Here is a 24578-nt window from a genome sequence, read left to right as displayed (position 1 = left end):
AGGCTTCTTTGCATGTCAGCTCTATTTTCTAGGTGTCTATTTATAGGTGAATAACTTATAGCATTTGTGGTGTTATTTGTTGGGTAAAAGGTGTTGATGTTTTGTACAACTAAGAATCGCTGATTTATTTATGATATGTTAATAAATATGCAAATACGCATTTGGGTACTGGATTCGGACGCCCAAATTACTGAGTAAGTTCATTAACCACTGTTAATAGATTTGACCAGTATAAAATTTTTTGTTTGTAAAACTCACGGAGGAAGTATGAAGTTAGTTAAGAAAATCTCGATGGTTGTTGCTTCAATGGCGGCATTAGGTGCTTTATCAACTGCCAATGCAGATGCCTTAGATACGGTCATTGAGCGAGGCGCGCTAAATTGTGGCGTTGTACTTGATTTCCCACCTATGGGCTACACTGATAAAGACAATCAACCAGCAGGTTTCGACGTTGACTACTGTAACGATTTAGCAGAAGCATTAGGCGTAAAATCTAACGTTATTAATTTAACTTGGGCAGACAGAATCCCTTCTTTAATCTCTTCAAAAACAGATGTGGTTATCGGTTCGACTTCAGACACGCTAGAGCGAGCTAAGTCAGTTGGTTTCACTTACCCTTACTTTGTTTTTAAATTCCAAGTGTTATCTAAAAAAGGCGTGAAAATCGACTCATTTGATGACCTTAAAAACGTTAAGGTGGGTGCTGCAATTGGTACTACTTACGAAACAGAGTACTTTAACTATGCCGATGAAAAAGGTTGGGGAAGAGACAACTACACATCTTTCAAATCAGAGAATGATGCATTCCTAGGGTTATACCAAGGTAAAATCGATGCGCTGGTTTCAACCAATACTAATATCGCTACTAAACTAGCTTCTGGCCAATTTGATGACTTCGTTGCTGGCCCTTACGTACCTAACTACGATGATGTAGTGGGTATTATTGCTAAGCGTGATGAACTAGCTTGGATCAATTACTTAAATCTGTTCTTAATCCACCAGGTACGCGACGGTAAATTAAATGATTTACACGTTAAACACTTTGGTGCGCCTGTATCAGAAGATATGGTAAAAGCGTTAATTGAAAACCGATAAACTCTAACATCATTATTTAATGGTCTACTTTTTTAAATAAAGTAGACCATTTTCTTTTATGGTAGAGAGCCCTTTAGATGGGCCGTTTTTACTTTCGTAATATCAACAATTCAAACAAGATCATAATCGCAATATTTATCAGGTAATGGACAAAGTAGCATTTGAGTTTAACTCACTGCAGTTTGAATTATTTAAAGAGGGTATATGGATAGTTATAACTTTCATTGGAATGTTGTATGGGATGCTTTTCCGCAATTATTAAGCGGTGCATTTACAACGTTACATGTCTCTGTTTTATCTATGCTAGTGGGGATCGTTGCGGCGGTTTTTTTGGCGCTAGGTAAAATGTCTAACTCTAAAATTTTATCTTTTCTATCAAGTGTGTGGATTGAGCTTTCAAGAAATACGCCTGCTTTATTTCTTATTTACATGGCTTACTTTGGCTTAGGTGCTTATGGCATCCATTTAAGCCCTTACTTATCGGTTTTTGCTGCCTTAGTTTTTGTTAATGGCGGGTACTTAGCGGAAACATTTCGTGGTGGTTTTCAATCTATTCCACCAACACAATATAACGCGGCACGCTCACTCGGCATGAATCGTATACAGGCATATCGCCATATTATTTTACCGCAAATGTTCAGACGAATTTACCATCCAATGACTAACCAATTTATCTGGTCAATCTTAATGAGCTCACTGGGGATATTAGTAGGGATGAATGATCTGTCAGGGGAAACACAGCGCTTACAATCAAGCTCCTTTAGAACCTTAGAGTTCTTTATTGTTGCTGCTGCTATGTATTACGTGATTGCTAAGTTAGTGTTATTTGCTGCGCATCTTGTGTCGAAACGCGTCTTTAAAGGGGAGTTATCATAATGAATTTATTTACTCCTATTTCTTGGAATGATGCAGGCTTCATTCTAACGGGTGTATTAAACACCGTTTACATCTCTGTGGTTGCTATCTTCTTTGGTACTATCTTAGGTTTAATCTTGGGCTTTGCCAGAGCTGAATGTAACAAGATAGTGAATATGTGTTTAGGCGGTGTACTAGACATTTTAAAGTCAGTTCCATTAATCATTCAACTTATCTTATTCAGCACTTTTATAGGTGCAATGGGCTATCCACTTGATCCGTTTGTTGCTGGTTCAATTATTTTATCACTATATACCATGGCGTTTATGGTCGAGGTATTTAGAAGTGGTTTTGATAATGTACCTCATGCCACGAAAAAAGCAGCTCGTTCACTCGGCATGAGTTATTGGCAAACAGTACGACATATCAGCATTCCAATTGGCATGAGATCAGTCTTACCATCATGGATAGGCGTTGGACTGAGTGTTATTAAAGACTCCGCGTTAGTCTCTGTTATTGGTTATATGGAATTGTTAAGAACTGCTGAGCAGTTGATATCACGCTCACAACAAGCCGTGATGATTTTAGTCGGCGTAGGGTTATTTTATTTTTTGATCTCTTACCCATTGTCGCTTTATGGTAAATACATAGAAAGGAAAATGACAAGATGATAGAAATCAAAGGTGTTCATAAATCTTTTGGTGATTTAGAAGTATTAAAAGGCATTGATCTAGACGTTAAAAAAGGTGAAGTGGTCAGTATTATCGGTGCTAGTGGTAGCGGTAAATCAACACTTTTATATTGTATTAATGCCATTGAAGCAATTAATGGCGGTCAAATATTAGTAGATGGCGTGGATGTTCATGATAAAAATACCGATAAAAACCAACTAAGACAAAATTTAGGCATGGTCTTCCAACAATGGAACTCTTTCCCGCACTTAACGGTATTAGAAAATGCCGCATTAGCACCACAAGTGGTAAAAGGCTTTAGTAAAGAAAAAGCCGAAGAGATAGCAACGAAGGAGCTTACCCATGTTGGTTTAGGAGATAAGTTACATGAGTATCCAACCAAAATGTCAGGCGGACAGCAGCAACGTTTAGCAATAGCTCGAGCGTTAGCGATGGATCCTCCGTATATGTTGTTTGATGAGGTGACTTCTGCATTGGATCCAGAGTTAGTGGGGGAGGTATTAGACACACTAAGGTTACTTCGTGATGATGGCATGACTATGATTTGTGTTACCCATGAAATAGCTTTTGCTAAAGAAGTCTCTGATAAAGTAGCTTTCTTCCATAAAGGCTTAATTGAAGAGATGGGGACACCGCAACAAGTGCTAGAAAACCCACAAAAAGAGCGTACTAAGCAGTTCTTAAGTAAAGTGCTTTAACCGCTTCAAAAAAAACGGCGCAGTTAGCGCCGTTTTTTTATTTTTAGCTAAACTTAAACGATTAAACATTATGAAATAAGCAGAATATCAATAGATAGTAGTAAGATGATATTTGCTACATGTGCAGCAGTAATATTGTTAAGTAATAGCAATTATATATTGCAGTGATCGGGTTGTTCTCAAAAAAACACCATTTATGCATTAAAATGCTTTTATCGTTTGTCGAGGATAGCGGTACTTGTTATACTGTTGTCCCATCTAAATGTTCAATTTTCTTCCATTTTGATAAAGCGGTCACACTTTAAAAATCTTAACTTTAATAATTAACAAGTTAGGCTCTTTTAGCGTGTGATTTTTTTATTGGGGAATAAAATTAACACTCCTTTTCTCTTAATGGCTCAGGGTTATTATGACAACAAAATATATATTCGTAACTGGTGGTGTTGTTTCATCACTTGGTAAAGGTATTGCAGCAGGCTCTCTTGCAGCAATTTTAGAAGCGCGTGGTTTAGACGTAACGATTCTAAAACTTGACCCATATATTAACGTTGACCCGGGTACAATGAGCCCAATTCAGCACGGTGAAGTATTCGTGACTGACGACGGTGCTGAAACCGATCTTGACTTAGGTCACTACGAACGTTTTATTCGTACCAAGATGACTAAGCGTAATAACTTTACAACGGGCCGTATCTATTCTGACGTACTAGCAAAAGAGCGTCGCGGTGATTACCTTGGTGCGACTATTCAGGTAATTCCACATATCACCAATGAAATTCAAGCTCGCGTTATCGCTGGTGGTGAAGGCCATGATGTAGCTATCGTTGAATTAGGTGGGACTGTAGGTGATATTGAATCACAACCGTTTCTTGAAGCCATTCGCCAATTAGGTTTAAAAGTAGGCCGTGAAAATGCAATGTTTATGCATCTAACGTTATTACCTTACTTAAAAACAGCAGGTGAAGTAAAAACTAAACCAACACAACATTCTGTAAAAGAGTTGCGCAGTTTAGGTATTCAACCAGATATTCTTGTTTGTCGTAGTGAAGTCAGCTTCCCGGCGAATGAGCGCGCTAAAATAGCATTGTTCTGTAATGTGCAAGAAAAATCAGTTATCTCATTACGCGACGTAGACTCTATCTATAAAATTCCTGCATTATTAAAACAACAGGGTTTAGATCAAATCTGTGTTGAGCGTTTTGGTTTAGATTGTCCTGAAGCTGACTTAAGTGAATGGTCAAAGGTTGTTGCAGAAGAAGCAAATACAACCAGTGAAGTTATTATTGGTATGGTTGGTAAATACACTGAATTACCAGATGCATACAAATCAGTGAATGAAGCATTGAAACACGGTGGCTTAAAAAGTGCTGCGACAGTGAAGATTAAATATATTGATTCACAAGATGTAGAGATTAAAGGCTTATCACTACTTGAAGGCGTTGATGCAATCTTAATCCCAGGTGGATTTGGTGAGCGTGGTGTAGAGGGTAAAATCCTTGCTGCACAATATGCTCGTGAAAATAAAATCCCTTACTTAGGCATTTGTTTAGGTATGCAAGTGGCATTAATTGAGTTTGCTCGTAATGTCGCTGGTCTTAAAAATGCACACTCAACAGAATTTGATGAAAAATCTGAAAACCCAGTAGTTGGTTTAATTACTGAGTGGATTGATAAGTCAGGTGAAGTTGAACAGCGTACTGAAGATTCTGACTTAGGTGGTACAATGCGAGTAGGTTCGCAGAAATGTCACTTAGCGGATAACTCTAAAGTATTGGAAATGTACGGTAGCAAGGAAATATTTGAGCGCCACCGTCATCGTTATGAAGTAAATAACAACCTATTACCAGCAATTAAGAAAGCGGGTTTACAGATCACTGGTTTATCTGAAGATAAGAAACTAGTAGAAATCATTGAAAACCCAAATCATCCTTGGTTTGTTGCTGCGCAATTCCATCCGGAGTTCACATCAACACCACGCGATGGTCACCCTTTATTTAAAGGGTTTATAAAAGCTGCGATAGATCATCAACAAGGTCGTTTTTCATAGTTTTTGTTGACCCGATCGCATTAGTTTGTTAAAAAATTACACATTAAAAGGCTGTGGTCACAAATCTCAGCTTGTAATGAAGAATTTTTAAAATTTATTTTTATTAAAACAAAGGAAAAATCATGTCAAACATCGTTAAAGTACTTGGTCGTGAAATCATGGATTCACGTGGTAACCCAACTGTAGAAGCTGAAGTTCATCTAGCAGACGGTTCTATCGGTATGGCTGCTGCTCCATCTGGCGCATCTACTGGTTCTCGTGAAGCACTTGAATTACGTGACGGCGACAAAGCACGTTACCTAGGTAAAGGTGTACTTAAAGCTGTTGAAGCTGTAAACGGTCCAATCGCTGAAGCACTAGCTGGTAAAGATGCACTAGCACAAGCTGAGCTTGACCAAATCATGATCGACCTAGACGGAACAGAAAACAAAGCTAAATTTGGCGCAAACGCTATCCTAGCTGTTTCTCTAGCTGCTGCTAAAGCTGCTGCAATCTCTAAAAAAGTACCTTTATACGCTCACATCGCTGACCTAAACGGTACTTCTGGTGTTTACTCTATGCCTCTTCCAATGATGAACATCATCAATGGTGGTGAGCATGCAGATAACTCTGTAGATATCCAAGAATTCATGATCCAACCTGTTGGCGCTGCAAACTTCCGTGAAGGTCTACGTATGGGTGCTGAAGTATTCCATAGCCTTGCTAAAGTACTTAAAGCTGACGGTCATTCAACTGCTGTTGGTGACGAAGGTGGTTTCGCACCAAACCTTGCATCTAACGAAGCTGCACTTGCTGCAATCAAAGTTGCTGTTGCAAACGCTGGTTACGAGCTAGGTAAAGACATCACATTAGCGATGGACTGTGCAGCATCTGAGTTCTACGACAAAGAAGCAAACATCTACGACCTTAAAGGTGAAGGCAAAAAATTCACTTCAGAAGAGTTCAACTTCTTCCTTAAAGATCTTACTGAACAGTACCCAATCGTTTCTATCGAAGATGGTCTTGACGAGTCTGACTGGGATGGTTTCGCACACCAAACTAAACTAATGGGTGATAAAATCCAATTAGTTGGTGACGATCTATTCGTAACAAACACTAAGATTCTTAAGCGTGGTATCGACAACGGTATTGCTAACTCAATCTTAATCAAATTCAACCAAATCGGTTCTTTAACTGAAACTTTAGCTGCAATCAAAATGGCTAAAGATGCTGGTTTCACAGTTGTTATCTCTCACCGTTCAGGTGAAACTGAAGATGCAACTATCGCTGACTTAGCTGTTGGTACAGCTGCTGGCCAAATCAAAACTGGTTCATTAAGCCGTTCTGATCGTGTTGCTAAGTACAACCAACTTCTACGTATCGAAGAAGCGCTAGGTTCAAAAGCACCTTACAACGGTCTTAAAGAAGTTAAAGGTCAGTAATATTATTTCTTAATTTCGGTTAAGGAAAGTATTCTACTTTGACTTATAAATCCTCACCTCGGTGGGGATTTTTTTTGCCTGTTATTTGGTGCAACGACAGATGCAAAGCACCTCCATAACTTCAGTCTTAAAGTAGTTAAAGGTCAGTCATTTTTTAAATAGAATATGATTTTTAAACTTTAAGAATTACCCCCTCACTTTAGTGCTAATTTTCCCCTTATTATTAATGTGCTTTAATGGTGAAAAGGCTAATCCCCATAGCTACAAATAATCCTCCACTAATACGATGGAACCATTTCACATTATTAACATTAGATAAAAAACCTTTAGCTCGATTTGCTAAGTATCCATAAGTTGATAAAGATAAAAATGAAAAGCACATAAATATTAGCGTCATAATGAAGAACTGATTGAAAATTGGCTGATCAGTATTGAGAAATTGAGGGAACAAAGCTGTAAAAAATATAATAGGTTTGGGGTTAGTAACAGAGACAAAAAAACCTTCTTTAAAATATGAGAAAAGGTTTTTGTATCGGTTATTACCTTTTTCAGATTCCTTTACATTGTGATTATTGCTTGTGAGAATTTGTTTAATACCTAAATAGATTAGGTAGATTGCTCCAATGATTTTAACAACCATAAACAAAATTGATGAGGCTAATAAAATAGCACTCAAACCACTGATAGAAAGAGTTGATAGGAACATTAGACCAACAATGTTACCTAAAGCAGAAACTGTGACACATTTTAAGCCATTAACTGCACCATTATAAACTGCTAAAAAAATAGCAGGGCCAGGGCTTATGATGTAAAAGAATGAAACCAAAATATAGACTAACAAGGTATCGTAATTCATAACTTATAATTTCCTTATTTTATTTATGTAATCTTTAAGCCGACGAACAGCTTTTGGGAACGATTATATCCAGGTTAATTAAACAGTACTCTAAAGCTATACTTTAAATACATTTTTTTATTATTGATTATGTTTCTAACCTTAAGGTGATGAGCGAGCATTATTGCCTTATCTACTATTAAGCCACAATCATAGTTAAACCGTATCTTATTTACTTAACACAGCGTAAAATGCGCGTTTTTATTTAGTGTTTGGAATTATCATGCCTTTAATTATTGAGATCCTTGGTTGGACGAGTGTGTTCTTTTACATTTTTTTAATGGTGTTTAACGGCATGAAGAATATACGACTCGCTTCGTTTCTTTCTGTTATTAATGACGTATCTTGGGGGATTTTGATCGGTGTCATGCCGAAAGTCTTATTAAACCTAGTTGTTGGTAGTGTTACCCTTTATCGCTATTTATGTGATTTTACTGAGTTATCTACTCGAATAACTAAGCTTATCTTAGTTATCATGATTGCCTTTTTGACCTATGCGACTTATTTCTCAGTTAACGACTACCTTGCTAACCCATCTTTAGGTTTATTATTAACTTGGGTTGATTTTGCAGTTATTTTAACCGCATTAAGTGTTAAAAAAATACGCCTTTTTCAGGGCTTTATGTGGCTGTCTGCCTTTGTTGGTGGGTATGCTTATTATTTATTAGGCATCGATCAGATGGTGGTCATTAAAATGATTGTTGGGTTAATCATGACCCATAAATTATTCATTCATCCCTTATTCCCTCAAGTAGAGAGCAAGTTACTTTTCTGGAAAAGATAGTATTCACTTAAATTAAGGGCTAACAACCCAATTTAGCATGGTTGGGTTGATTTTAATTTTAAGCGTAATGTGGGATGATTAGCTTTTTATTATTGAGTCTACTTATCATGCGCTTATTGTTATTTGTGTTTGTTTTCCTCTTCTCTCTATTGCAGTATCATTTATGGTTCGGTAAAAATGGATTGCAAGATAATCGTGAATATAGAAAAGCCGTTGATCTCGCTACAGCAAGTAATACAGAGCTCACTACACGTAATCAAATGATGTTCTCTGAAATTGATAATTTAAAAACAGGTACTGAAGCAATAGAAGAGCGTGCCCGCAATGAACTAGGGCTAATTAAAGAAGGCGAAACATTTTTCCGTATCGTTCCTAAAGGCGGTGAGTTAGATGAATAAGCCATGTTTTTCTGTGGTGATACCTGCTGCCGGTATCGGAAAGCGTGTTGGTTCGGACATTCCTAAGCAATATTTAACTATTTTAAATAAAGCAATTATTGAATATAGCCTTGCCCCTTTTTTAGCACATCCTGACATTAATCAAGTCATTGTTTCAATTGCTGAAAATGACCAATGGTTCAACAACTTAAGTGTTGCTAAACATCCTAAATTGAGCATTGTTCAAGGCGGTAAAGAGCGTGTAGATTCAGTGTTAAGTGCATTAAAGTCTTTACCTGCCACTGATTATGTTTTGGTGCATGATGCTGCTCGTCCTTGTATCCGAACAACTGATATTGATAAGCTGATCGATCATGCTCAACAACATGATAGTGGTGCAATGTTGGCTTATCGAGTGCGTGATACGATGAAACGTAGTGACCCTGATCAACAGATTAAACATACTGTAGATCGCGATAATTTGTGGCATGCATTAACGCCGCAGATGTTTCAAAACCAACAACTAATTAATGCCATCACAGGCATCGAAGCACAACACCTTATTACAGATGAAGCTTCTGCGATAGAGTTGTCTGGTGGGACTGTTTCAATTATTGAAGGCCGCAGTGATAATATTAAAGTCACACAAGCAGAAGACTTATTATTAGCGGAATTCTATCTATCAAAAATTTAATACACACTGTTAATTTTAGACACATTGTTAAGGAAAATTTATGATCCGTATTGGGCATGGTTATGATGTACACAAATTTGGTGGCGAAGGGCCAATTACCATTGCAGGTGTGAAGATCCCTTATACTCAAGGTTTATTAGCTCACTCTGATGGCGACGTTGCGATTCATGCACTGTGTGATGCAATACTAGGTGCGTTAGCGTTAGGTGATATAGGCCGCCACTTTCCTGATAACGATGATGCTTTTAAAGGTATTGATAGTCGTGAATTATTGGTAAATGTATATGAACAGGCAAAACAGAAAGGTTATCGCTTAGGTAATGCAGATATTACTATCATAGCTCAAGCTCCTAAAATGGCGCCGCATATTGCAGATATGTGCGCAGAGCTAACTCGTTTACTTGAAACAGATTTAGGCAATATCAATGTTAAAGCGACAACAACAGAAAAGTTAGGACCGATGGGGCGTAAAGAAGGTATCTCTTCACATGCTGTGGTTATTCTATTAAAGGACTCAGAATGAGTGAGCTTCAGCCTGAAAAAAAGGTTTACCCGTTAGATTTTAGTTACCTTTATGGCAAACCAACTTGTACAGGTCGTTTTAAACAACATTGTGAAGATTTTCGTGTAGAAGAACAGTTAGACTTTGAATTAACTGGTGAAGGCGAGCATGTTTGTTTATGGGTAAAAAAAATAGGCGAAAATACTGATTACCTAGCCAGACAACTGGCAAAATTTGCTGGAATTGCTGCAAAGAATGTAAGCTATGCGGGTTTAAAAGATCGCCAAGCTGAGACTTACCAATGGTTCTCTTTGTATATTCCAGGAAAAGTAACACCCGACTTTAGTACCTTTGAGTCACCTGGTGTGAGTATTTTAAAAGTCATTCGCCATAATAAAAAACTGCGTACGGGCTGTTTATCTGGTAATAATTTTACGATTACTTTGCGTGATATTTCAGATAAAGCGCAATTACAGACGGTATTAGATCAAGTTCAACACGGGGTTCCTAACTACTTTGGTAACCAACGTTTTGGATTCGATGGGCATAATGTTAATGCGGCATTGCAAATGTTTAACGGTCGTAAAATAAAAGATAGATTCAAGCGAGGCATGTATATTAGCGCGGCTAGAAGTTACCTTTTTAATCGTGTTATATCACAACGCATTGATGATAACTTGCAAGCTTCTCCAATGCTTGGTGATTGTGTGCAATTCGTGGCTAACCGTTCTTTTTTCCCATTACCCGATTTATCGGAACAAACCTTGCAACGTTTATCTTGTAGAGAGGTCTGTTTAACCGCACCTTTATGGGGGAAAGGCGAACTAACCTCTAGCGATGATGCTCAACAATATGAGTTAAACTGTTTACAAGCTTACACTGACCTTCAATCTGGTTTAGCGAAAGAGGGCTTAAAACAAGAACGACGCCCATTGTTATTGATACCAGAGCAATTTAGTTATCAGTGGAATGACCAAACAACATTAACACTTTCATTCTATTTACCGTCTGGGTGTTACGCAACAAGTGTGATCCGAGAACTTATTGAGATAAATATATGATGCTATTACTGAGTAATGACGACGGTGTTCTAGCACCAGGTTTATCTGCGCTACATAAACACTTAAGTCAAATTGATGACACTGAAACGATGGTTGTTGCTCCTGAACGTAACCATAGTGGTGCCAGTAACTCGTTGACATTAGAGCAACCATTAAGAAAGAACTTATTAGATAACGGTTTTATATCAGTAAATGGTACGCCTACCGACTGCGTTCATTTAGCACTTAATAAACTTTGCTCAACACCACCTAAATTAGTGGTGTCAGGTATTAATGCTGGTGCGAACATGGGGGATGATGTTCTGTATTCAGGAACTGTTGCTGCTGCTATGGAAGGGCGCTTTTTAGGATTACCTGCTGTTGCTGTTTCATTAGATGGGACTGAGCATTATGAAAGTGCTGCTCGCTATGCTAAAAAATTAGTAGAACATTTGTTGGCTTCACCTTTAGCGCAACATCAAGTACTCAATATTAATGTGCCCGACTTACCCTTTGAGCAGATTAAAGGAATTAAAGTCACGCGTTTGGGTAAACGTCATCAAGCTGAGATGATAGAAGAAAGCATTGATCCACGAGGTCGCGAAATATTTTGGGTCGGTCCTCCTGGCCATATTGCAGACGCGGGTGAGGGGACTGACTTTCATGCTGTTGAGCACGGTTATGTTTCTATCACACCTATAAAAGTAGATTTAACTGCCATCGAACAATTGCCTATTGTAGATAAATGGTTAAACAATATTTAACTAAGTCATGTTTTATTAAACCAAATAGAATTAAGTTACATTTAATCAAAAAACAAAGAGAAATTAAGTGAAAATATTTGCTCCCCTTTATGAAAAAGTAATGCTTTGGTCAAAACATAAACACGCTCCATTTTATCTTTATGTGACGGCATTTATTGAATCTATTTTTTGGCCTATTCCTGTGGATATCATGCTGGCACCAATGGCATTAGCTAAACGGGAAAAGGCGTGGCAGTTTGCTTTCGGGGCAACACTTTTTTCTGTATTAGGGGGCGCACTAGGTTATTACTTGGGGAGTGCATTATATGACCCTGTGGTACTGCCTTTTATTGAAGCAATGCATTACCAAGATAAAATGATCACAGCTCAGTCGTGGTTTAGTGAATGGGGGGTATTAGTGATTTTTATTGCGAGTTTTACACCTATTCCATTCAAAGTGTTTACCGTGACTGCTGGTGTTATGAGCATGGCATTTTGGCCATTTATGTTAACTGCATTAATAGGCCGTGCGATGCGTTTTTTCCTAGTCGCTGGTCTAATGGTTCTAGGGGGGGAGAAAATGGAAACTAAGTTAAGTAAATACATCGATGTATTAGGTTGGATAACCATTTTGGCTGCCGTTATTTTATATTTTACAATAAAGCATTAAATGACAGTGAAATATCTGTTATCTACCTCTTTTGTACTGTTAACGGCTTGCTCTAGCCACAGTGGTCGAGCGCCTATTTACGATGCGACTTCGACACCTAAGCCCTATGTGGCAACAGGGCAGAGTATTACGCCGGGTCAAACAACGTATATAGTGGAGAAAGGCGATACGCTATATTCGATCGCTTGGCGTGCAAAAATGAACGTAAATACACTTATTAAGCGAAATAACCTCAAAAAACCTTATATAATTAGACAAGGAGAGGTATTAAAGCTCAAAAATAATACAGAAAAAGCCTCGACTGTTTCACAAAATAAGCAAAAAACAAGCTCAAACAGTTGTGCAACGCAAAGCTGTCAGCAAAACAGTAAAGTAAAGGTTGTCAAAAAATCAACAAAAGCATATCCTGCTAAAGTTGTTGATAAAAAAGTGACTAAAAAGCCTGTTTCACAACCAGTTGCTAAGAAAGTATCGGATTGGCGTTGGCCAAGTGAAGGGAAATTAATTAAAACATTTGCAAATTCAACACAGGGTATGAAAGGCATATCCATAGCAAATGATCGAGGCTCGTCGATTTATGCGGCGGCCAACGGTCAAGTTGTATACGCAGGGAGTGGTTTAAGAGGATATGGAAACCTCGTGATCATTAAGCATAACTACGATTATTTAAGTGCTTATGCGCATAATGACAAACTACTCGTTAAAGAGAATGAACAAGTTAAGATGGGCCAAAAAATAGCTGTTATGGGAGATAGTGGCACAGATAGTGTTTATTTACATTTTGATATTCGTTATCGAGGTAAGTCAGTGGACCCTTTGCGTTATCTACCAAAAAGGTGATGAGGCAAATATAAATACACGACAGCATTAGTTGTTTAAAGGTATAAACAATGAATGTGGAACATCTTAATTGAGTTCATCAATATTAAGCAGTAAAAGGAGTCTAACCATGGTAGGAACGGCCTCAGTTAATATAGATAAGCTTGAATATAATACTCATATGCACCAGGAAGGTGAACAGCTCGATAATAACGTGCAACATTTTTCTGGATCAGATAGCAAAGGAGCTACTACAGGTTCCTTTGAATCAAGCCAGAAATACAAAGTAATGGATGCCACACAGCTTTATTTAGGAGAGATCGGCTATTCCCCGTTATTAACAGCACCAGAAGAAGTTTATTACGCTCGCCGTTTACAACGAGGTGACCAAGTCGCTCGTAAACGTATGATCGAAAGTAACTTACGACTAGTGGTGAAAATATCTCGTCGCTATAACAATCGTGGATTATCACTTCTAGATCTTGTTGAAGAAGGTAATTTAGGATTGATCCGCGCAGTGGAAAAGTTTGATCCTGAAAAAGGTTTCCGTTTTTCAACTTACGCTACTTGGTGGGTACGCCAAACCATTGAGCGTGCCATTATGAACCAAACTCGCACTATTCGTTTACCTATTCATATCGTTAAAAAGCTCAATGTCTATTTACGTACAGCTCGTGAATTAACACACAAATTAGCCTATGAACCAACACCTGAAGATATCGCTAAAGAACTAGACGTGTCAGCTAAAGAAGTGGCTAAGATCTTAAAGCTAAATGAACGTATTAGCTCAGTTGATAGCCCGATTGGTAATACAGCAGATAAAGATTTATTAGACATTATCCCAGATAGCACCGACTCTACACCTGAAAATAGCTTACAGACCAGTGATATGAAGTTGCGCATTGTTGATTGGCTGGAAGATCTGCAACCTAAACAGCGTGAAGTATTAGCAAGACGTTTTGGACTGTTAGGTTATGAAGCAGATACCCTAGAAAACGTAGGTAAAGAGATAGGTTTAACGCGTGAAAGGGTGCGTCAAATCCAAGTCGAAGCCTTGAAGTCTTTGCATGATGTTTTATCGGCGCAGGGATTGTCTATAGACTCTTTATTCCAAGTATAAAATACCTTAACTCAGTAAAGACAACTTCTTCTCTCACCTAAATAAAAACGCATCCTAGGATGCGTTTTTTATGTTTATTATTACATTAATTCGGATTGGGAAAAGCTAAAGGAAGGGTCTATTTCTCGTAACTCTTTAGCTAATAAAAGTTGTGCTTTTGCATTTTCAATTTCACGCCATTTACGTGGTTTTGATTTACGCTTTGCTGGAGTTGCTAATAAACTATCTAGTGTCATTTCTGTACCGTTCAACTGAGCTTGCTGCATGTTATCTCCTTTACTTTCCAGTGTTTATTTCATGTTAAACACAATAATGTCGCTTCATTACGTTTTTATGACACAAATATTTTTATTTAAATAATAAAAATTACTCCTTTAGATAGAAGGTCAGAAGTTATTTTGTAACCTATGCTAGTTAGCTCACCTTAAAATAATCAAGGTGGCTGATACCAAGGAGAGGGTTATGATTATTCTAAAAGGTAAAGGATTTACCTTAGTAGAGTTGGTAGTTACGTTAGCATTATTAAGTATTGTGATTGCTATTTCTGCATCTTCATATCAAATGTTACTAGCGAATCAAGCCTTATCGAGTGCAGCTAGCAAGCTGTATTACACTTTACAGCTAGCGAAAACAGAAGCCATTAAACGTAATGTAAAAGTGTATGTTCAATTTTGTCAGCAAGGAGAGCAATGGTCAGTAGGAATGAGTGAGGCGTCTGGTTGTGACTGCTTTACCGCAAACTCTTGCCAGTTAGATGACGTGGATAATGTACAGCCCTTAGTTGACGGTGAAGAAGTGATGCTTAGCCAAGCCAATATGAAATTTAATGGTGACCAAGCATCCTATGGCGCATTACGATTTACGGTAAAAACCGGCTCAGTGACTTTAACCAATCAATATCAAGGTGCTTTATCTGTTATACAAAGTGCGATGCGTTTACGGGTTTGTTCTCCCGATAAAGCTGCATTAGGTTATAAAAAATGTTAGCCAAACATCACACTGAAAGTGGCTTTACCTTAGTCGAAATATTGATTTGCTTATTATTAGGTGCGTTATTACTAGCAATGGTGATTGGCTCATACGTATCTAATGTTGGGATAACTAACAAATCCTTAATCCATTCTCGTTTACGCACCGATTTACAGGCGTTGATTGCAATCATGGAGAATGATTTGCGTCGTGCTGGATTCGGTGGAAATGCATTTCTAGTAGGAGAGGAGAGCGATAAGGTGTTTGAACTTAGTCACAATGTTGACCAACAATGTGTTGTTTACGCTTATAATTTTGATCATTCAGCCACATCTCAAGCGCAGCATTTCATGGCATTTAGGTATTCCGTGAACAACCAAAGTATCCAATTTGGACGTAAAGTCGATAAGCAAGCGAGTAACTGCTTTTCTAGCGGTTATTGGGTTAATCTAACAGACCCTAACTTTTTAAAAATAACCTCATTAAGTTTTTCAGATAGTGATGTTGCTAACACGCAAATGACTATGCGAAGTCTCGAAGTTAATATAAATGTCGAATGGGTTAAAGATACAGACTATAAGCATCAGGTCAGTACATTGATACAAACCAGACGTCCTGAGTAGCAGTCCTTCTTTGCATAATAAATAGCGGTCACCTTAGCGGGATACATAATGGATAACCTTGCTGTTACTCTAATAGCGATTAACTATTATTGTTAAACAAAAAAATAGACTATTTATAAACCTTTAATAAATATAAAATAATCCGTATATATCTATTATAAGGAAGTAATACGTTGAACTTACCAGCTAAATCATGGATAACCAGTTATTTTGCTTGCTTCTTCTTTATCTGGGGAATCTTCTTACCTTTTTGGGGAGTGTGGTTAGCTGATAAAGGAATTAGCCCAGAGCAAATTGGGACATTATTTTCATTAGGGTTAGTCTTACGCTTTGTGAGTAATATTAGCCTTTTGCCGCGACTTAAAACCGCTAACGCACCGATAACTATGGTCTGTTATCTAACCTTTTTTACTTTACTCTGTTTATTGTCGTTAATGTTTTTTCAAGGCTGGTATGTCTTGGCTGCAGCCACTTTGCTGCTTAATTTTTTATTAGCGCCCATGGTCCCTCTCGGGGACATAATCGGTACTCGATTAGTTAAACAGATACAGATGAATTATGGCAAGGTGCGCTTGTGGGGATCGGTTAGTTTTATTGTAGGATCAACCTTTGTCGGTTGGACAATTGGTGAATTTGGTCATGACAGTATTTTATGGCTAATCATTTTAGCCGTTTTTTTTAATTACAGCTTAAGCCTGATTAAGCTTAATCCGCAATTACAGGAGCAAAGTCGTCCTAATCCAGGTACTACAAATAACTTAATGACGTTATTGAAAAAGCCTAATGTTATTTACTTCATTTTAGTGATGGGCTTAATTCAAGGTAGTCATGCCGCTTATTACTCTTTTAGTGCTTTGTATTGGAAGTCTATGGGGATCACCGAGTTTAATATTGCTATTCTGTGGGGGCTCAGTGTTTTTGCTGAAGTGATACTGATGCGCTTCAATGACCGATTATTTAATAAATGGTCAGTAAAGCAGATGTGTTTATTAGCCGTATTAGCAGGCTTTGTTCGCTGGGGGACGCTATACCAAACTGCGGATTTCATGTGGTTACTTTTGGTACAAACCTTTCATGCCTTTACCTTTGCTTTAGCTCATCTAGCGGCGATGCGCTTTATTGCAATGCAAGATGAGCATTTAATGGTTGGTTATCAAACCCTGTATTCTGGTGTTGCACTGGGATTAGTGATGGCAGTATTAACCTTTATATCCGGCTGGATATATGCTCCCCAAGATAGCTCCTTATTTCTTTGGATGGCACTCATTCTCCTACCTGTTTTATTACTATTAAAGCAATGGAAATGCGAACCATCATCCCATTAGTTTAATGCTTAAGCCGTTGAGAAATAGATCTAATTTGAACTTCTCAACGTACTAAAGCTCTAATAACTTGAAATAAATAAAAGTATCCCCATATATAAAGTGTATTCATTGTATTTATTGAGGTTCCTATGTTTGCTCGGTTATTTTTAATTTTCACTGGCGTATCGTTACTAGAAATATTTGTATTAGTGAAAGTAGGTGGCTTCATTGGGGCTTGGCCAACTATTTCATTGGTTATCTTAACGGCATTAATTGGCTCAGCTTTAGTGCGCAGCCAAGGTTTACAACTAATACAAAAAGTACAGCAACGTATGGCCGAAGGTGAAATGCCTGGTCAGCAGTTAATTGAAGGAATGATGTTAATTGTTACAGGGATCTTATTAGTAACACCTGGGTTTGTGACTGACATAACAGGTTTGCTGTTATTACAACCGACTATTCGCGGTAATATAGCCAAGTTAATTCTAGCGAATGTTAAATTTGCACCACAGGGAACAATGGGGGGCTTTTCAAGCCAAGGTTTTACTCGACAATCTGCTTCTGATGACACAATTATTGAGGGTGAATTCGAACGCAGAGAAGAGAAAAAACTAGATTAATTATTTTCAAGCACTCAGTGAGTCATAAAATTGTCATACAATGAAGGCATTATGTTGGCAGTTTTTATTACACGATACTAGAAACAGTAAAATAAGAATAAAAAGGGAGGCACGATGAAAATGAATCGTCCTAGCACGTTGAGAATTTTCAAAAAATATCAGCCACGACAAATTGCTAAATTTGCAAAAGGCTTCTTTAATGGGCGTATTTTTATTGCAGGTTTAGGTCGCTTTAGAGTAATAGAAGGCAAAGTGGTTGCTTATCAATGCTTAAAAGCAGAGCAAAAAGTACTTATCGCTGCTAGTGAAATCAACAAAATGGTTTCGGAATTATCTAACCCTAAAACCATTCCTGCATAACTTTTCCTGGTTTTAATGCTAAAGGCTTATTTGTAATCGGCAGTAATGTTGATAATGAATAAGCTTTTTTATTGCCTGTTTGAAACTATTTTCATTTTTTTTCATTGATTCTCTTGAATCGTACCTTTTTGACCCCATCACTTAATCAACCAATTCTGTTAACTATTACTATTAAAGGAAGTCACAATGTCTATTCGTCCTCTACACGATCGCGTTATTCTAAAACGTACTGAGCAAGAAACTAAATCTGCGGGCGGTATTGTTTTAACTGGAAGCGCTGCTGAAAAATCAACACGCGGAGAAGTTATTGCAGTAGGTAATGGCCGTATTCTAGAAAATGGTGAAGTAAGACCATTAGATGTAAAAGTAGGTGATACTGTTATCTTCAGTGAAGGTTACGGTCTAAAAACAGAAAAGATTGAAGGCGAAGAAGTGCTTATCTTAAGTGAGAATGACATTCTAGCGATCGTTGAATAATCGTTATTATTTTATTTTAAAGAACACAGTAAAAGGAAAATATAATGTCTGCTAAAGAAGTTCAATTTGGTAATGATGCACGAATTAAAATGCTTGAAGGTGTTAACGTATTAGCAAATGCTGTACGTGTAACACTAGGTCCTAAAGGCCGTAACGTTGTTATCGATAAAAGTTTTGGTGCACCGCACATCACTAAAGATGGTGTGACAGTGGCAAAAGAGATCGAACTTGCTGATAAGTTTGAAAACATGGGCGCACAAATGGTTAAAGAAGTAGCGTCTCAAACTAATGATGCTGCAGGTGACGGAACAACAACCGCAACTGTATTAGCACAATCAATCATCACTGAAGGTTTGAAAGCGGTTGCTGCGGGTATGAACCCAATGGACCTTAAACGTGGTATCGATAAAACAGTGAAAGCAGCGGTTGAAGAGCTTAAAAAACTATCAACACCATGTTCTGATTCAAAAGCAATCACACAAGTAGGGACTATCTCTGCTAACTCTGATGTTGAAATCGGTGAAATCATCGCGACTGCTATGCAAAAAGTAGGTAACGAAGGTGTTATCACAGTTGAAGAAGGTCAAGGTCTAGAAAACGAACTAGACGTAGTTGAAGGTATGCAGTTTGACCGTGGTTACCTATCTCCTTACTTCATGACTAACCAAGAAGCAGGTACGGTTGAGCTTGATAGCCCATTCATCCTAATCGTTGATAAAAAAATCGGTAACATCCGTGAACTACTACCAACATTAGAAGCAGTAGCAAAAGCATCAAAACCACTAATGATTATTGCTGAAGATGTTGAAGGCGAAGCACTAGCTACATTAGTAGTAAACAACATGCGTGGTATCGTGAAAGTAGCTGCTGTTAAAGCACCTGGCTTTGGTGACCGTCGTAAAGCAATGCTACAAGACATCGCAATCTTAACAGCTGGTACAGTTATCTCTGAAGAGATTGGCTTAGACCTAGAAAAAGTAACACTAGAAGATTTAGGTCAAGCAAAACGCGTTGTAATCAATAAAGATGAAACAACGATTATCGATGGTGCGGGTGAGCAACAAGCAATCCTAGCGCGTGTTGGTCAAATCAAACAACAAATCGAAGCATCTTCTTCAGACTACGATAAAGAAAAACTACAAGAGCGTTCTGCTAAATTAGCAGGCGGTGTAGCGGTAATTAAAGTAGGCGCATCAACAGAAGTTGAAATGAAAGAGAAAAAAGACCGTGTAGATGATGCATTACATGCGACTCGTGCGGCAGTTGAAGAAGGCGTTGTTGCTGGTGGTGGTGTTGCACTAGTTCGTGTAGCTGGTTTACTTAAAGGCTTAACTGGCGATAACGACGACCAAAACGTAGGTATTCGTGTTGCACTACGCGCAATGGAATCTCCATTACGTCAAATCGTATCAAACTGTGGTGAAGAAGCATCTGTGGTAGCAAACAATGTACAACAAGGTACTGCTAACTACGGTTACAACGCAACAACAGGCGAATACGGCGATATGTTAGAAATGGGTATTCTTGACCCAACTAAAGTAACACGTAGCGCACTACAATTCGCAGCGTCTGTTGCAGGCTTAATGATCACTACTGAATGTATGATCACAGATTTACCAGTAGATGCACCAGCGTCTGCACCTATGCCTGATATGGGTGGGATGGGCGGAATGATGTAATTCTGGCTGCATAAATCGTCTACTTCAGCGTTGCATTGCCACTCGTTTAAGAAACACTAAACGTCGTGGCAAAGCGCCTTGAATTAAACAATTTCTGCTATTCATAAAGCATCTAAAAAACTCACTTCGGTGAGTTTTTTTGTATCTGGTTAACTGTCACATAAATAATCTACTTCAGCGTTGCATTGCCACTCGTTTAAGAAACACTAAACGTCGTGGCAAAGCGCCTTGAATTAAACAATTTCTGCTATTCATAAAGCATCTAAAAAACTCACTTCGGTGAGTTTTTTTGTATCTGGTTAACTGTCACATAAATAATCTACTTCAGCGTTGGGTTGCCACTCGTTTAAGAAAACACTAAACGTCGTGGCAAAGCGCCTTCAATTAAGCAATTTCTGCTATCCAGAATGCTACTCATGAAGCATTTAAAAAAGCTCACTTCGATGAGTTTTTTGTTTTTGGAATTTATTAAATAAGTGCTTACTTGATCGTTTCGTTGTCATTTATTAAGAAACACTAAAGGTGGTAGCAAAGCGCCTTGAATTAAATGATTCTAGATAACACGTTTTATTTTTGAGGTGGGGTATCAGTAAAAATACTGCGTTTCTTGATTGATATATAGCGTACCAAGTAGGGGATTTTCACAATCTTAGAGCGACATGTATTAATTATTGGGCTGAAAATCAGTTTAGAATCGTATTTTTTTATCACTTCATTAAAAAATTATTTTTAATATAGAATTTTTTGCATTTTCTTAAAATCAATACTTTCCGTTAGTTTTACAGTAAACCTTTAGTCATTACGCCTCATAATATTGCATAAATAAATTTTATTGCACATGTCTAGTGCATGTTTTTATTCATAGTTTTTTCCTTGTTAGTTGTAACAAATAACATGCTATACACTTTGAATAGTAGCTCTTAGACTAATTTTAACAATTAATTAGTCGTTAGTAGTTTTGACCAAAACCGACTAGGGAATGTCTTTATAACGCTACAGGAGTACTACCATGAAAAAGCTTGTTAATAACACATTAGCTGCAACTATCTCTGCAATATGTTTACTTTCTACTTCTCTTTCTGTGACTGCTGCACCTAAAAAAGTTGATATCTTAATATCACCTTCGGGTTCAGGTCCTTACCTTGCTTGGGCAACTATGCAAAATTATGCTGGTGATTATACAGATAAAATAGCACCTACTGCAGTAGAAACACCGGGGTTTACTTACAATGTTAGATATTTGGCCTCTTCACCTCACCTTTGGGAAAACACAATTATTGGTTCTGGGCAAGTCGTTGAGTGGGCAGCAAAAAAAGGGATATCTCCTTTCTTTCCTAAGCCAATGGAAGCGGTTAAAGATTTTAGAGCGTTAGGGGTAATGAGTAGAACAAGTAATATGTTTGTTACTTTAGACCCATCGATTAAGAGTAAAGATGATTTTGTTGGCAAGCGTGTTGCTGTTGGTTTATTGAGTCAAAATGAATGGGGGATGCATCAACGCATGATGCTTGATGGTTGGGGGATGACTGAAAAGTTGAAGTCATTCGATGCGTTAGGTCCTGCTCAAAATATTAATGCAATCTTAGATGGCAAAGCTGATATTGGGACACTTGTAACCCATAGTAACCATGATTTTAGCGTTACCTTGGAAGCCGGCCCATTCAAAACATTAGAAAGCTCCGGTAGACCTTATGCGTATATCGATATCAATAAAGAAGATATCCAATCTTATATTGATAAAACAGGGGCTCCTTTTAGCGTACAAGTCTTACCTGCTAATACGGTTGCGAACCAACCAAAACCCGTCACTAGTTTTGGTAATTACACCTTATTGTCGGTACACAAATCTTTCCCTGAAGAAGATGCTTATGAGATGACCAAGTTATGGTTAAAAGCTGGGCTTGAATTAGGTAAATATAGTGCAGTAGCAAAAATATGGGACAAAGAAACTGTAGCGACAATTGCTAAAATTGGACCTGAAAATATCCATCCTGGCGCGTTACGAGCGTACAAAGAATTAGGCCTTATAGAATAGTTTTTTGTAAATGTTGTTCGATTAAAGACAAGCTAAAGGAATGGATATGTTAGAAAACAAATCAAAAATCATGAGCATTAGCCATTGGGCTTTATGTTTGGTAGGTGGCTGTCTTCTCATCTATCACATGATCACTCTCTGGGCGAGTGTTCATGGCGCAATGAAGCACTACACTATGCACCTTACTGCGGTACTGATCATTGGTGCTTTATTGATCATGGGGAATCGCTCAGCAGATAAGTCATCGAGCTCTAGACTGATCGATATTATTACCTCCCTTGTAAGTTTAGTGTTAGCAACTGGAGCAGGTATTTATCTCTACGCAAATGCAGAAATATTAGAGGTTACTCAACCTTTTGTTGAGAATGATGCTTTGATTGCTGGAGCCTGCATTATTGCTGCCGTTATTTTAATTACATGGCGTATGTGGGGAGCAACTATTGCTGTTGTTTGCCTTGTGGGTGCGGCTTATATGACATTTGGTCATTTACTACCAGAGTCTTTGGCATCACGCCAACAACCCCTTAATGTCGCAATTAGCTTTCTGGGAGGGATTGGTGGTCCGCGTGGAGTACTTAATTACATGCCGCTATCTGCAGATATGATTTTCTTATTGCTAGTTTACGGCGGTTTACTTCATGGAACACGTGTTATTGATACCTTTGGTGAGCTAGGCCAAGCGATTGGATTGTTGGTTAAAGGTGGTGTTGCTTATTCCGCTGTTGTTGCTAGTACATTGATAGGTATGGTGACAGGTCAAGCAATTAGTAATATTGCCTTATCGGGTGTCATGACTATCCCTACAATGAAAAAGAATGGATTTACTGCGGATGAAGCAGGGGCCATTGAAGTGATGTCTTCAACTGGAAGCCAATTATTACCGCCTATTATGGGGTTAGGTGCCTTTTTAATGGCAGTAATATTGGGTGTTTCTTATATTGAAGTTGTTGTTGCCGGGCTTATTCCGGGCTTACTTTATATGTTTGCCATTAGTATTGCTCTTTATAGTTTAGTAGGCCATAAACCGCGTAATCTTTCACAAAAATATAAAATTAACTGGCAAAAGATTAAATGGACACTGCCGTCATTTATCTTATCTTTTACCGTGCTAATCGTATTATTGGTACTGCGCTATTCTCCTGCTATGGCTGGCTTTTGGGGAGGACTCATTGTTGTTTTACTTTCTTTTGTTCGTCCTGCTAAATACCGTCCAAACTTTAAAGAGTTGTGGAAAGGTTGTTTAACAGGTTTAGAAACAGCGGTGCAATTGACTGTAGTGCTAGCTGCCATTGGACTGGTTGTGCAAACCCTTACAACAACAGGTCTTGGTGTATCAGCGGGGCATCTGATCTCAGTTTACACTGACGGTAATATTGTTATTGCGCTGATGATTGGGATGGCAGTGTCTCTGATCGTAGGGATGGGGCTACCTACTCCTGCCGCTTATGCACTGATTGCTATCATTGTTGTACCTGGTTTAATTGATGCTGGATTACCACCTATTGCAGCAAATATGTATGGCTTTTATTTTGCAATCTTCTCAGCTCTTACTCCCCCTGTTGCTGTCGGTATTTTAGTGGCCGTTAGAATATCTGGAGGTAGTTTTATACGCAGTGCACTTGAAGCAGCGAAATTGGGATGCTGTGCTTTGCTTGTACCCTTTGTATTTGTTTCTATTCCTAGTGTATTGGACCCTGAAAATATTACTTCACAAGCGGTGCTTGGGATTGTCGTTTTCTTATGTGCATCTATTTTAACCGCTGGTGTTGTTTACGGGGCTATTGGTCGAAAACTAAGTTCATGTGAGCGTCTAGTGTATTTGTTCGCAGGGCCATTATCGCTAATCGTTTATTTATTAACTCATAATGTTTGGGTAGGGCTAGTGCCAATTCTCACCATAATTATTCGAGTGGTATTAACGCGTCGTGACAAGGTTAAAAGCAAAAAGGTAACGGAGTCAAAAACATCTAATGATAACGAACCTGTTCTTCAAAATTAATTTATCGACCTAATACCGATATTTAATAGAAAAATTATTTAATTTTAAAATTTAAGAATA

26 protein-coding genes are annotated in these 24578 nt (G+C 38.1%); 24 read left to right on the top strand and 2 right to left on the bottom strand.

Annotation, left to right across the window (positions count from 1 at the left end):
• Window positions 1-267 precede the first annotated feature (267 nt).
• The 6 genes from OW492_RS10705 to eno all read left to right on the top strand — a co-directional run bounded on the left by OW492_RS10705 (window position 268) and on the right by eno (window position 6808).
• Window positions 268-1095, top strand: a complete 828-nt coding sequence (locus OW492_RS10705) for a transporter substrate-binding domain-containing protein (protein ID WP_290039949.1) — start codon at window positions 268-270, stop codon at window positions 1093-1095.
• 204 nt (window positions 1096-1299) lie between these two features.
• Window positions 1300-1971 carry an amino acid ABC transporter permease gene (locus OW492_RS10700; protein WP_290039948.1) on the top strand — a complete coding sequence of 224 codons (672 nt, stop codon included), beginning with the start codon at window positions 1300-1302 and terminating at the stop codon, window positions 1969-1971.
• The gene (locus tag OW492_RS10695) at window positions 1971-2621 is read left to right on the top strand and encodes an amino acid ABC transporter permease (protein ID WP_290039947.1); all 651 of its coding nucleotides are present in this window, start codon (window positions 1971-1973) and stop codon (window positions 2619-2621) included. The genes OW492_RS10700 and OW492_RS10695 overlap by 1 nt, the downstream gene beginning before the upstream one ends.
• Complete coding sequence (locus tag OW492_RS10690; RefSeq protein ID WP_290039946.1) at window positions 2618-3340, top strand: amino acid ABC transporter ATP-binding protein; 723 nt, start codon at window positions 2618-2620, stop codon at window positions 3338-3340. The genes OW492_RS10695 and OW492_RS10690 overlap by 4 nt, the downstream gene beginning before the upstream one ends.
• A 409-nt stretch (window positions 3341-3749) precedes the next feature.
• Complete coding sequence (locus OW492_RS10685; protein WP_290039945.1) at window positions 3750-5387, top strand: CTP synthase; 1638 nt, start codon at window positions 3750-3752, stop codon at window positions 5385-5387.
• 122 nt (window positions 5388-5509) lie between these two features.
• Window positions 5510-6808, top strand: coding sequence for a phosphopyruvate hydratase (gene eno, locus OW492_RS10680; protein ID WP_290039944.1), 1299 nt, complete (start codon window positions 5510-5512; stop codon window positions 6806-6808).
• Between the two features lie 223 nt (window positions 6809-7031).
• On the opposite strand, the gene OW492_RS10675 is transcribed toward eno, so the two are convergent.
• Window positions 7032-7664 carry a LysE family translocator gene (locus tag OW492_RS10675; RefSeq protein WP_290039943.1) on the bottom strand — a complete coding sequence of 211 codons (633 nt, stop codon included), beginning with the start codon at window positions 7662-7664 and terminating at the stop codon, window positions 7032-7034.
• 262 nt (window positions 7665-7926) lie between these two features.
• On the opposite strand from OW492_RS10675, the gene OW492_RS10670 reads away from it, so the two are divergent.
• The 9 genes from OW492_RS10670 (at window position 7927) to rpoS (ending at window position 14452) form a co-directional block, all read left to right on the top strand.
• On the top strand, window positions 7927-8487 hold the full coding sequence (locus OW492_RS10670) for a phosphopyruvate hydratase (protein ID WP_290039942.1): 561 nt from the start codon (window positions 7927-7929) through the stop codon (window positions 8485-8487).
• A 107-nt stretch (window positions 8488-8594) separates the two neighbouring features.
• Window positions 8595-8885 (top strand): cell division protein FtsB, encoded by a 291-nt coding sequence (gene ftsB / locus OW492_RS10665; RefSeq protein WP_181817696.1) that lies wholly within the window; start codon window positions 8595-8597, stop codon window positions 8883-8885.
• A complete protein-coding gene (gene ispD / locus OW492_RS10660) occupies window positions 8878-9558 on the top strand; it encodes a 2-C-methyl-D-erythritol 4-phosphate cytidylyltransferase (RefSeq protein ID WP_290039941.1) in 681 nt (226 codons plus the stop codon). The genes ftsB and ispD overlap by 8 nt, the downstream gene beginning before the upstream one ends.
• Before the next feature lie 40 nt (window positions 9559-9598).
• Window positions 9599-10081, top strand: coding sequence for a 2-C-methyl-D-erythritol 2,4-cyclodiphosphate synthase (gene ispF / locus OW492_RS10655; RefSeq protein WP_290039940.1), 483 nt, complete (start codon window positions 9599-9601; stop codon window positions 10079-10081).
• Window positions 10078-11121, top strand: coding sequence for a tRNA pseudouridine(13) synthase TruD (locus OW492_RS10650; RefSeq protein WP_290039939.1), 1044 nt, complete (start codon window positions 10078-10080; stop codon window positions 11119-11121). Before ispF ends, OW492_RS10650 begins: the two co-directional genes overlap by 4 nt.
• Window positions 11118-11864, top strand: a complete 747-nt coding sequence (gene surE, locus OW492_RS10645) for a 5'/3'-nucleotidase SurE (RefSeq protein WP_290039938.1) — start codon at window positions 11118-11120, stop codon at window positions 11862-11864. The genes OW492_RS10650 and surE overlap by 4 nt, the downstream gene beginning before the upstream one ends.
• 67 nt (window positions 11865-11931) lie before the next feature.
• Window positions 11932-12513 carry a YqaA family protein gene (locus OW492_RS10640; RefSeq protein ID WP_290039937.1) on the top strand — a complete coding sequence of 194 codons (582 nt, stop codon included), beginning with the start codon at window positions 11932-11934 and terminating at the stop codon, window positions 12511-12513.
• Window positions 12514-13353, top strand: coding sequence for a peptidoglycan DD-metalloendopeptidase family protein (locus OW492_RS10635; protein ID WP_290039936.1), 840 nt, complete (start codon window positions 12514-12516; stop codon window positions 13351-13353).
• Window positions 13354-13462: 109 nt separating this feature from the next.
• On the top strand, window positions 13463-14452 hold the full coding sequence (gene rpoS, locus OW492_RS10630; protein WP_290039935.1) for an RNA polymerase sigma factor RpoS: 990 nt from the start codon (window positions 13463-13465) through the stop codon (window positions 14450-14452).
• Between the two features lie 80 nt (window positions 14453-14532).
• Here the strand turns inward: rpoS and OW492_RS10625 are convergent, their stop codons facing one another.
• Entirely contained in the window at window positions 14533-14718 is a 186-nt protein-coding gene (locus tag OW492_RS10625) for a DUF3545 family protein (RefSeq protein ID WP_290039934.1), read from the bottom strand.
• Between the two features lie 196 nt (window positions 14719-14914).
• Between OW492_RS10625 and OW492_RS10620 the strand changes: the two genes are divergently transcribed.
• The 9 genes from OW492_RS10620 to OW492_RS10580 all read left to right on the top strand — a co-directional run bounded on the left by OW492_RS10620 (window position 14915) and on the right by OW492_RS10580 (window position 24518).
• The gene (locus tag OW492_RS10620) at window positions 14915-15439 is read left to right on the top strand and encodes a GspH/FimT family pseudopilin (RefSeq protein WP_290039933.1); all 525 of its coding nucleotides are present in this window, start codon (window positions 14915-14917) and stop codon (window positions 15437-15439) included.
• A complete protein-coding gene (locus tag OW492_RS10615; protein WP_290039932.1) occupies window positions 15433-16044 on the top strand; it encodes a prepilin-type N-terminal cleavage/methylation domain-containing protein in 612 nt (203 codons plus the stop codon). The genes OW492_RS10620 and OW492_RS10615 overlap by 7 nt, the downstream gene beginning before the upstream one ends.
• 173 nt (window positions 16045-16217) lie before the next feature.
• Window positions 16218-17369: a 3-phenylpropionate MFS transporter gene (locus OW492_RS10610; protein ID WP_290039931.1), complete on the top strand. Its 1152-nt coding sequence runs from the start codon at window positions 16218-16220 to the stop codon at window positions 17367-17369.
• Between the two features lie 128 nt (window positions 17370-17497).
• On the top strand, window positions 17498-17968 hold the full coding sequence (locus tag OW492_RS10605; RefSeq protein WP_290039930.1) for an FxsA family protein: 471 nt from the start codon (window positions 17498-17500) through the stop codon (window positions 17966-17968).
• A 114-nt stretch (window positions 17969-18082) separates the two neighbouring features.
• Window positions 18083-18328 carry a DUF1107 domain-containing protein gene (locus OW492_RS10600; RefSeq protein ID WP_290039929.1) on the top strand — a complete coding sequence of 82 codons (246 nt, stop codon included), beginning with the start codon at window positions 18083-18085 and terminating at the stop codon, window positions 18326-18328.
• A gap of 186 nt (window positions 18329-18514) precedes the next feature.
• Window positions 18515-18805 carry a co-chaperone GroES gene (locus OW492_RS10595; RefSeq protein WP_113819130.1) on the top strand — a complete coding sequence of 97 codons (291 nt, stop codon included), beginning with the start codon at window positions 18515-18517 and terminating at the stop codon, window positions 18803-18805.
• 44 nt (window positions 18806-18849) lie between these two features.
• A complete protein-coding gene (gene groL, locus OW492_RS10590; RefSeq protein WP_290039928.1) occupies window positions 18850-20484 on the top strand; it encodes a chaperonin GroEL in 1635 nt (544 codons plus the stop codon).
• A gap of 1009 nt (window positions 20485-21493) precedes the next feature.
• The gene (locus OW492_RS10585; RefSeq protein ID WP_290039927.1) at window positions 21494-22519 is read left to right on the top strand and encodes a TAXI family TRAP transporter solute-binding subunit; all 1026 of its coding nucleotides are present in this window, start codon (window positions 21494-21496) and stop codon (window positions 22517-22519) included.
• A 46-nt stretch (window positions 22520-22565) separates the two neighbouring features.
• The gene (locus tag OW492_RS10580; protein WP_290039926.1) at window positions 22566-24518 is read left to right on the top strand and encodes a TRAP transporter fused permease subunit; all 1953 of its coding nucleotides are present in this window, start codon (window positions 22566-22568) and stop codon (window positions 24516-24518) included.
• The last annotated feature ends 60 nt before the right edge of the window (window positions 24519-24578 follow it).

Origin of the sequence: Psychromonas sp. 14N.309.X.WAT.B.A12 (assembly GCF_030397575.1) — a bacterium.
In the GTDB taxonomy this organism is placed as follows: Bacteria; Pseudomonadota; Gammaproteobacteria; order Enterobacterales; family Psychromonadaceae; genus Psychromonas.
This window is presented reverse-complemented; position numbering and strand designations above follow the sequence as displayed.